This window comes from Rudaea sp., from assembly GCF_036383415.1.
In the GTDB taxonomy this organism is placed as follows: Bacteria; Pseudomonadota; Gammaproteobacteria; order Xanthomonadales; family Rhodanobacteraceae; genus Rudaea.
In genome coordinates, this window is record NZ_DASVOK010000317.1 from 1 (window position 1) to 9,509 (window position 9,509).

The 9,509-nt window shown below is 64.1% G+C and carries 8 protein-coding genes; 3 read left to right on the plus strand and 5 right to left on the minus strand.

The window, feature by feature from the left end:
- From VF497_RS11885 to VF497_RS11895, 3 genes are all read left to right on the plus strand, one after another.
- A partial coding sequence (locus VF497_RS11885) for a TonB-dependent siderophore receptor (protein WP_330888951.1) occupies positions 1-1,314 on the plus strand: 1,314 nt, incomplete at its 5' end.
- A gap of 172 nt (positions 1,315-1,486) precedes the next feature.
- Positions 1,487-2,500 (plus strand): PstS family phosphate ABC transporter substrate-binding protein, encoded by a 1,014-nt coding sequence (locus VF497_RS11890; RefSeq protein WP_330888953.1) that lies wholly within the window; start codon positions 1,487-1,489, stop codon positions 2,498-2,500.
- Entirely contained in the window at positions 2,500-3,531 is a 1,032-nt protein-coding gene (locus VF497_RS11895; RefSeq protein ID WP_330888955.1) for a PstS family phosphate ABC transporter substrate-binding protein, read from the plus strand. Before VF497_RS11890 ends, VF497_RS11895 begins: the two co-directional genes overlap by 1 nt.
- A gap of 17 nt (positions 3,532-3,548) precedes the next feature.
- Here VF497_RS11895 and VF497_RS11900 read toward each other — a convergent pair whose 3' ends face one another.
- The 5 genes from VF497_RS11900 to VF497_RS11920 form a co-directional block, all read right to left on the minus strand.
- On the minus strand, positions 3,549-4,637 hold the full coding sequence (locus tag VF497_RS11900; protein ID WP_330888957.1) for a PepSY-associated TM helix domain-containing protein: 1,089 nt from the start codon (positions 4,635-4,637) through the stop codon (positions 3,549-3,551).
- An 81-nt stretch (positions 4,638-4,718) separates the two neighbouring features.
- Positions 4,719-5,933 (minus strand): PstS family phosphate ABC transporter substrate-binding protein, encoded by a 1,215-nt coding sequence (locus VF497_RS11905; protein WP_330888960.1) that lies wholly within the window; start codon positions 5,931-5,933, stop codon positions 4,719-4,721.
- A gap of 35 nt (positions 5,934-5,968) precedes the next feature.
- On the minus strand, positions 5,969-7,006 hold the full coding sequence (locus tag VF497_RS11910) for a PstS family phosphate ABC transporter substrate-binding protein (RefSeq protein WP_330888962.1): 1,038 nt from the start codon (positions 7,004-7,006) through the stop codon (positions 5,969-5,971).
- Entirely contained in the window at positions 7,003-8,088 is a 1,086-nt protein-coding gene (locus VF497_RS11915; protein WP_330888964.1) for a PstS family phosphate ABC transporter substrate-binding protein, read from the minus strand. Before VF497_RS11915 ends, VF497_RS11910 begins: the two co-directional genes overlap by 4 nt.
- A 77-nt stretch (positions 8,089-8,165) precedes the next feature.
- On the minus strand, positions 8,166-9,404 hold the full coding sequence (locus VF497_RS11920) for a PstS family phosphate ABC transporter substrate-binding protein (RefSeq protein ID WP_330888966.1): 1,239 nt from the start codon (positions 9,402-9,404) through the stop codon (positions 8,166-8,168).
- Positions 9,405-9,509: the final 105 nt, after the last annotated feature.

The following is a 9,509-nucleotide window of genomic DNA, read 5'->3' on the forward strand; positions in this document are numbered from 1 at the left end:
GAAGAAGGCAAAACTGCCACACTCCAGTTCAACCATACGTTTGCCAACAACTGGGTCTGGAATGCGGCGTACCGCTATGCCGACTATTCAAGCGATCAGACGGACTTCAGCGCTGTCTCGATCCTGTCCGACAACGTGACGCTGCAGCGGCGCGCCCGAGCCCTCGAAGTCTCGCGCAGCACCAAAACCTTCGATACCAATCTGGCGATTCCGCTCGAAACCGGACCGGTCGAGCAGAAGATCGTGGTCGGCGTCACCAGCGAGCGTTTCTCGATCAACAACAATCGCACCAAGTTCTATAACAGCACCTGCCCTGGCGCTTATTGTTTCAACATAAACATCTACAACCCGGTCTATGGAAAGGTGCCGGCCTTCGACACCATCCCGCCGGGAGCGGCGACGTCGCTCACCAACAACATCAACCAGGATGACACTCGTGCCATCTATGTTTCCGATCTGATCTCCCTGGGGGAACGCTGGAAGGTTTCGCTCGGCGCGCGCAACTTCAGCGACGATTCCACCTCAGTCTTCATCAGGCCTGCGCAGCCGGATCAGAGCAAAACGATAAAGAAATCCCTGTTGCCGATGGCCGGCGTGCTGTTCCAGCCGAACAAGAACTGGACGCTCTATGCGAGCTTTTCCGAATCCTATGTTCCGCCCGACCCGACCTATCAGGACATCAACGGCCAAAACCATTTCGTGCCAATCGAGGGCAAGCAATACGAAGCCGGGGTCAAGAACGACAAGCTTTTCGACGGTCGCCTCACCGCGACGCTTGCGGTATACCGCATCGACGAAAAGAACATCCTCAACAGCTTCAGCTGCGTCGCCTACGGCACCTGCTGGACCCAGATCGGCGCGGCGCGCTCGGATGGCGTCGAATTCGAAACCAACTTCAACGTCACCAAGCAATGGCAGCTGATTTTCGGCTATGCGCACAACAACGCTCGCGTGACCGCATCGAACCAGCCGGTACAGGTCGGCGCGAAGTTGCAGAATGCGCCGGCGGACAGCTCCAATCTGTGGACACGCTACAACTTCGACAACGGCTTCTCGATCGGTGCGGGCTTCGTCTACAACAGCAGCTACGCGGGAAGCGTGCCGACGACGGCCATTCCGGGCATCCTGGCGATGCCAGGCTACACGGTCGCCGACATGGCGCTGACCTACGAGCACGACAACTATTCGGTCAACCTCAAGCTCAACAATCTTTTCGATCGCACCTATTACGTCGCCACGGGCTCGACCCCACAGGTGATGGTCATACCCGGCGCGCCGCGCAACTTCACGCTTTCGTTCCGCGCCAAGTTCTGATCACGCAATCGTCGGAGCCGCCATGTTGCGATCACGGCATCGATCGATCGAGTGGACCTGGCTCGGCGCGTGTCTGTTCCACGCTGCCGCGGCAATCGCCGCGCCACCTGCTTCTTCCCCAGGTGGTGCGGACGCGGCGGCGCTTTTACAACAACCGGCGCGATGCGCGCCGATGGCAGCCGACAAGGACGATCGCACCGATACGGCACGGCGCGCGATCGAGGGATTTCCCGCCTATGCGCCGCTGCGCAAGGTCACTGGCACGATCCGCCTGTGGGGCCACGGCAGCGCCAAACGTGACTTCATGGGCGATCTGGTGCGTTCATGGATCGAGGCGTTTCATCGCCAGCAACCCGATGTCCGTTTCGACTATCGCATGTACGGCACGGCGTCGGCGGTCGGCGCGCTCTACACCGGCGCCGGCGACATCGCGCTGCTCGGCGAAGAAATCAGCCCGGCGGCCGCGCGCGCCTTCGTGCGCGCGAAAGGCTATGCCCCGACCGCCATCGAAGTCGCCACGGGCAGCGTCGAAACCAATTACTTCGACTACGCGCACATGATCTTTGTGCACGCGGACAATCCGGTCGAGTGCCTGTCGCTGCGCCAGCTCGATGCGATTCTCGGCGAGCAGCACAAGCGCGGCGAGCGCAATGTCCGCGACTGGTCGCAACTGGGCCTCGGCGGCGAATGGGCCGGACACCGAATCACGCCGTATTCGTGGAAGACCGACGAAGACTTCGGCCTGTTCTTCCGCGAGCGCGTGCTCGAAGACAGCCATCGCTGGAATCCTGATGTTCGCGAGTATGTCCACGGCGTGAACGCCGACGGCAGCCAGTACGATCAGGGACAGCGCATCCTCGACGCGCTCGCGCAGGACCGCTACGGCATCGCGATCTCGAACGTGCGCTACGCGCGTCCCGGCGTCAAGGCGGTGGCGCTGGCCTGGCGCGATGATGGTCCGTGGGTGCGCGCGACGACGGCCAGCCTCATCGACCGCAGCTATCCGCTGGTGCGCATCATTCCCGCGATCGTCGACCTGCCGCCCGGACGCAAGCTCGCTCCCGCGGTCGACGAATTCCTGCGCTTCGTGCTGAGCCGCGAAGGCCAGTCGCTGCTGATCGAACGCAGCGACTACCTGCCGCTCGACCGGCATGCACGCGATGCGCAGATCGGGAAATTGAAGTGATGAAAAGCTCTATAGCCTTGCGCAAGCTCATCCGCGCGCTCGCTGTCGTCGCAGCTCTCGCCTCGCCGGTCCTCTGCGCAGGCGCCGGGCCGATCGCACCGCCACCCTGGCAGGCGCCATCCGGCATGCTGCGCGTATGGGGCACGCCGCGCGCCGCGGACATCGTGGGCCGCTGGCAAGGCGGGTTTCGCGGCACGCGCGTGGTCACGCATTTGACCGGCAGCGACATCGCGATGGCGGCCTTGTATACCGGCCAGGCCGATATCGCGCTGATCGGACGCGAGGCGACCGACGCGGAGATCAAGGCGTTCGAATGGGTCTTCCACTATCGGCCCACGCGTATCGAGGTCGCCACCGGCAGCCTCGCCAGCCCGGGGCGTTCGCCCGCGCTCGCCGTATTCGTGCATCGCGACAATTCGCTGGCGCGCATCGACTTCGCAACGATCGCCTCGGTCTTCGGCGCGAAACCCGCACAGGGCGCGCGCAGCCTGCGCGACTGGAGCGATCTGGGTGTGAGCGGCGAGTGGTCGCGGCATCGGATTCACCTGTACGCGCCGGACAGCGAAAGCGGCAGCGGCGCGTTCTTCCGCGCGCGCGTGCTCGGTGGCGAAAGCAAGATGAATTGGGAGAATCTCGACGAATTCGCCGAGCCTGCGCGCACGCCGGGCGTTGACGTTGCCGGGCGCGACGTGCTGCGCGCACTTGCCAGGGACCGCTACGGCATGGCGATCGCCGATCTCGCCTACGCGAACGCCGGGGTGAAGGCGCTCGCGCTCAGGAGCGATGGCGAGTTTCAACCGCCGACGCGGTCGACCTTGATCGACGGTGTCTATCCGCTGCGCCGTTCACTGTATGCGTACATCAACGTGCCTTCGCATTCGGCGCCCGGTGCCACCGTCGAAAAATTTCTGCGTCATGTTCTCGGCGCCGAAGGCCAGCATGCGCTCGAGGCCGATCAAGGCGGCTATCTGCCGCTCGCCAAGGAAGCCGCGCAGCGCCAAGTGCACACGCTCGACGAACTGCCGAAATAGCCACACACCCTCTCCGCTCAGCGCAGGATTTTTCGCATGCGCAGATAGCGCACGATGCCGGTGTAGCCGAGGATCGGAACGGCGAGCATGCCGAGCAGCAGGATGCACTGGCCGAGCAGCCCGCCGATCTGGCCGGTATGCACTGCGACCGCTGCGAAGATCAGTTTCTGCCCGAAGCTGGCCTGCGCGTACGGGCGGAAGCTCAGCACCTCGCCGCTGTAAGCGTCCAGATAAAGATAGTTGCGCGCGTTGGCGATCGGCGCGGTGCGGTCGACCGTGTAGATCTCGATCGATCCGCGCGGCTTCGCGGGATAGCGGATGACGGCCAGATCGAAATCGGGCAGCAGCTTGCGCACCGTCTGCATGGTGGACTCGACACGCAACGGCTCGCGCCCTGCGGGTTCGGACGACGAAGGCGCGCCGACCGGAACCGGCGAACCGACGATCCGGCAGATCGCATTGCCCGCCCAGTCGAATGCCTGCGGGATTCCGGTCAACGCCACCGGGAGCAGGATCAATGCGGCGTAGAGCCCCGCCGACGTGTGCTGATTGCGCAGTCTCGGCAGGCCACGCAGGCGCGGGTTGTATTTCGCGGCCACTTTCAGCGCCCCGAGCTTGCGTGGCCACCAGATGAAGATGCCGCCGATGACGAGAACGAAGCTCATCGCGATCGCAATTGAACCGGGAACGAAATCGATCGGCTTGTCGCCCTGCAGATAGGCCCACTTGTGCACTTTTTCCAGCATGCCGAACAGACCGCCGTAGCGGTTCTGCCGGCCGAGCACGCGGCCATCGCACGGATCGACGTAGATCGAATCGTTGTCGCTGAAGCGGAACATCGTCGAGGTGCCCGAGCTGCCGTAGAACCAGACGAAGGCGAGCGTGCCGTCGGGATGCACGCTACGTGCCGCGTCGGCGAGCCGGTCCATCGACAGCGGAGCTGCACAGGCGCTCGCGTTTCCCAGCCCGGGATAGACGAGCGGATTCAACTGCGGCCGCAAGACGAGGCCGATGCCGGTGAGCGCCATCAGGACGATCAACGGGCCGAACGCAAGGCCGGTCCAACGGTGTACGAACGTTGCCGCTTGGCGCAGGCCGGCGATCATGAAAGCGATTCCTGGATGGGTTTGGCGACGGCGTGCATGAACGGGGCGGGCAACGCGAATACGCCCGGAGGATCTTCTTAGCTATCCTCCGTCCGCCTTCGCGGCCTTGCCACCCGCTTCGAGTTTCGCGCGCTGCTCGGCCGCGAACGCCGCCGTCATCGGCAGATACTTGCCGTCGCTCTGCACGCAGGCCTGGCCTTCCCGGCTCAGCACGAAGCGCAGGTATTCCTTCACGCGCGGATTCATCTCCTGCCCCGGACGCTGATAGGTGTAGTAGTAGACCTCGCGCGTCAGCGGATAGGCGCGGCTCTGCACGGTCTGCAGCGTCGGCATCAGGAAGGGTCCGATCGCGGTCCTTGCCAGCGGCACCGTTTTGGTCTGCGCGTTGAGATATTTGATGCTGGTGTAGGTGATGCCGTACTTGTCGTCAGCCACGGCCTTGATCAACAGATCGCCGGCGCTGATAAGCGTCTTGCCGTCGGGCGCGGCGGCGTTGCTGAACTCGCGCATGGTCTCGTTCCACTTGTAGCCGCCACCCATCACCTTCTCGGCGAAATCGCGCGGAAAGTGATAGTTGAGGTTGTAGCCATAGACGTGGATCGGCTTGTTCGCCCATTCGCCGATCAGGCCGAGCTGGCCCCAGGTGCGGATGTTCTTCTCGGGTCCGCGCGCTTCTTTCGGATCCCATTCGTTGCCTTTCCAGCCGCCATCGCGCTGCGCACCGAAGATGCCGTCGAGTTGCGGCAGCGTCAGCTTGGCGAGCGGGTTGTCCTTGTGCAGCACGGGCGTCAGCGCCCAGGTCCAGCCCGGAATGTCGAGCGAGCCGGTCGCCATCGCAATCTCGACCGGCTGGCTTTCGAGCACGCGCTGGAATGCCTGCGTCTCCTCCCAGGTGGCCTTGCGTCCCATCGCGGCGACGTCGGCGCGATCCATATAGAGCGACGCCATGCCGATGAACGTGCTCTTGAGGTTGTCCTCGAAGGTGACGTCCGGCTGGAACTTGCGGAAGCCGTCTTCGAGGCATTTGGCCAAGTTGCTGTCGGCGAGATAGTTCGAACCCCAGTGGCGGATCGTGCCCGACAGCTTCTGCTGCGGCTGATAAGCAGGCAGCGCACTCAAATCGAATTGTGGCGCGTAGTAGACCTTGTTGGATTTCGCGGCGAGCCATGCCGCACGCGCGCGCTGCATCTCGAGCGGATCCTGCGAGCCTGCGGGAGCGGTGTCACGCGCGTGCGATGCAATGCTTGCGACCAAGGCCAGAGTCAGCGGTAGCCAACGGAAGCGGTGTTGAGTCATCGGAAACGTCTCCGCGAAACGATGAAAGGAATGGGTCAGTGAAGGCCTTGTATCTGCGCATCGCGCACTGCCGCCGACAAAGGCACGTAACCGGGTTCGCGTTCGATATCCGCCTGGCCTTCCCGGCTCAGTGCATAGCGCAGGAATTCGCGCACCTTCGGATCGACAGGCTTTCCGGGCGGGCGATCGATGATGGCGTAAGCGCGTCGTGCCAGCGGGTAACTGCGGTCGACCACACTCTGCCGCGTCGGCAGCACGAACGGCCCGCCGGTTTCCGCAGCCAGCGCCACCGGAGCGAGTTCTGGCGTCAGCGCGCGCAGGTTCGAGATCGCAAGGCCGTAGCGATCGGCACGCAACGCGTCGGCGGCCTGCTCGGCAGCGCGATACGTCGAACCATCGGCGCGGCGGCGATCGCTGAAATCCTCGACGCGATCCCAGGCGAGGCGCCGGCTGCCGCGCGTGATCCGGCTGAGCAGGAAAAGGCCCGTGCCGCTTTCGATGTTCATCAGATAGAGCCGCACCGGCTTGTCGGTCCATTCGCCGCTCGCGCCCAGCTCGCCCCAGGTCAGCGGCTTGTGCTCAGTACCGGTAGCGCCGCAGGTCATCGCTTGTTCGAGCTGACGCAGCGTCATTCGTCTCACCGGATTGTCGCGATGCACGAGTACCGCCAAGGCCGGCGACATCGCGTTCACGTCGAGGCTGCTGCCCATCAGCTCGATCGATGTGTACTTGTATTGCTTCGGCCGCAGAAAGCCGTTCTCGTCGGTGATGTTCGGTTCGCGACCGAGCAACGCGATGTCGGCGCGGCCGCCATAGAGTCCGGGCACCGCGGTATCGCTGCCCATCAGCTGCGGCACGACGGTGATCTCCGGATGGAAGCGGCGAAAGCCCTCCGCCCAGCGTTGCACCACGCCGGAGAATGAGGGATGACCCCAGATGCGCAATGTGCCCGCAGCGAGCGGTTGCGGCGCAAAAGCCGGCGCGTCCTGCGCAGTCGCCGTCGCTGTGGCGAAGAATGCGAACACGGCCGGCAGCAGCTGGCGGAATATCGAAATGCATGCGCCGCGCATCATTCGATCTTCCTCAATTGCTCGGCGATCAAGCCTGGCGACAACGGCAGATAGCGGCCGTCACGGATCACCATCTCCTGCCCGTCTCGGCTCAGCAGATAGCGCAGGAATTCCTTCAGCTTCGGATCGACCGGCATGCCGGGCGCGCGGTCGATGATCGCGGGGATCGTGCGCGCGAGCGGATAGCGATGTTCGACCAGCGCCTGCTTGGTGGCCTGGTAGAACGGCCCCGCGGACGTCGCACCGATCGCCAGCGCCTTCACCTCGGGTCCGGCATAGCGGATGTTCGACACCGCGATGCCGTAGCGATCGTCCGCCAACGCATCGAGGATCTGCTGGCCGTGATCGTAGATGCGGCCGTCGGGCTGGGATTGGTGGACGTACTCGCGCAGCGCGCAGTTCCAGCGATGGCTGCCGCCGAGAAGATATTCCTGCAGATACGCGCCGAAGCTGTCGTCGATCGCCCAGCCGTAGGGATGGATCGGCTTGTCCGCCCATTCGCCGGTCAAGCCCAGTTCGCCCCAGCTGCGGATGTTCTTCGGTCCGCGCCGGTGTTCGGCGCCGAACACCGCGTCGAGCTGCTGCAGCGTCATCTGCGCGAGCGGGTTGTCCTTGTGCACGAAGAACTGTTGCGCGTAATCGAAATTGCGCACGTCGACGCTGCCGGTGACGATCTCGATGCCGAGTGGCGGATAGTGCTTCACGTGCTCGAACGCCCTCACCGCCTCGGGCAGGATTTCCTCGCCGAGTATCGCCACGTCGCCCGTGCCGTTGAACAATGACGGCACGCCCGACGAGGTGCCGTGCATCTGGTAGTCGAACGTCACGCCGGGATGGAATTTGCGAAAACCTTCCTGCCACAGCATCACGAGATGGCGCATCCACGGCAGCTTGCGATTGCCGTGGCCCCAGAGACGGATCGTGCCGGTTACGCGCGTCTGCGGCGCGTAAGGCGACATCGTCGCCACGAGTCGTGCCTCGTAGCTGTCTCGCGCCGCCGGCTGCGGCGGAATCGATTCCAGCGTCGGCGGCGGCGTGAACTTCAGCGACGGCGCCGCGACCGGATGCGGGAGGAGGAAGAGCACGAACGCAACGCTGGATGCCAGATCCGTCCACCGCTTTGCCGCCTCCGGCGCGCGTTGCGTGTGGACGACCGGGCGCCTCATTTCGCGCCGGGCTCCAGCTTGGCCAGCATCGCCTTCACGACGGAACCGGTAAGCGGCAGGTAGCGGCCTTCATGCTGAACTTCGTTCTGCCCTTCCTGGCTGAGGACGAAGCGCAGGAATTCCTCGACCTTCGGATCCATCGCCTTGCCCGGCGGCTTGTCCGCGAAGAAATAGATGTCGTTGATCAACGGATAGCTGCGGTCGCGTACCGTTTCGAGCGTGCGTTGTACGTAGGCACCGCCGTTGAATCCCTGCACGGCGAGTTCACGCAGGTTGGGACCGAGCGACAGCGGCGAAGCGACGCAGATCGACAGCGGATCGCTCTCCGCGGCATCGAGCACCTGCTTGCTCCACGAGGCGATCTTGCCGTCCGGTGTCGCATAATTGGCGAAGGCGCGGTAGCCCTCCACCCACTGGTCGCTGCCGCGCAGCACGAGGTTCTGGAACACCACCTGGATGTTCGCGCGCGGGCTCTGGCCGCAGGGATGGATCGGCTTGTTCGCCCACTCGCCGGTGGCGCCGAGCTGTCCCCAGGTGCGGATGTTTTCCTCGGCGCCGCGCTTGTACGGATACTCGTTGTGCCAGGTGCTTCCGTCGTAGCCGCCGTTGCGCGCCGTGCCGAACACGCCATCGAGCTGTTTCATGCTGATCTGCGTGACCGGGTTGCTCTTGTGCACGAGGATGACGTACGCCGGCGACCAGCCGTAGACGTCGAACGAGCCCGTCGCCGCGTTGATCTCGGTGAGTCCGTAGTGGAAGACCTGCTCGAAGGTCAGGTGGTCCATCAGCGTCGGCGGGCGACCGACGGCGAGATCAGCCACCTTGCCGGCCAGTGCGGGAATGCCGATGCCCGCGGTCGGCAGGTTGTACTCGATCGTGACGCCGGGCTGGAATTTCTTGAACGCGTCGGCCCAGTAGCTGCCGAGCGGACCGTCCTTGAGATAGTTGCTGCCCCAGATGCGCAGCGTGCCCTGCACCTGCCGCTTCGGCTGGTAATGCGGCAGGTCGGACAGGTCCCACTTCTTGGTGTAGCCGCCGTTTTTCCCGTGCTCCTTGCGGAAGCCGGTGACGTTGAGCGTCCAGATGCTGCGCTTGGCATTCGTCGGCGCGCTTTCCGCTGCGGCCTTGTCTTCGCCTTTGGCTTGGGCCTGCGCGGTTTTCCCCGCGGGCTCCTGCGCGCTGGTGCCGGCAGCCAGAAACAACAGGGCCGTGCCGAGAAGGGTGGGTCGTATCATGGTGAACCTCCCGTTTTGGTGTTGGATGCGGCAGGGACGCCGATCTTTTCGAGTTTCTGCAATTCCTCTTTCGCGACGGCCGCGCTGAGCGGCAGATACTTGCCG

Excerpts from the sequence above, each read along its gene's own strand:
- VF497_RS11890 (WP_330888953.1), top strand. The coding sequence starts at position 1,487 with ATGGCAGCCGACAAGGACGATCGCACCGATACGGCACGGCGCGCGATC.
- VF497_RS11895 (WP_330888955.1), top strand. The coding sequence starts at position 2,500 with ATGAAAAGCTCTATAGCCTTGCGCAAGCTCATCCGCGCGCTCGCTGTC.
- VF497_RS11900 (WP_330888957.1), bottom strand. The coding sequence starts at position 4,637 with ATGATCGCCGGCCTGCGCCAAGCGGCAACGTTCGTACACCGTTGGACC.
- VF497_RS11905 (WP_330888960.1), bottom strand. The coding sequence starts at position 5,933 with ATGACTCAACACCGCTTCCGTTGGCTACCGCTGACTCTGGCCTTGGTC.
- VF497_RS11910 (WP_330888962.1), bottom strand. The coding sequence starts at position 7,006 with ATGATGCGCGGCGCATGCATTTCGATATTCCGCCAGCTGCTGCCGGCC.
- VF497_RS11920 (WP_330888966.1), bottom strand. The coding sequence starts at position 9,404 with ATGATACGACCCACCCTTCTCGGCACGGCCCTGTTGTTTCTGGCTGCC.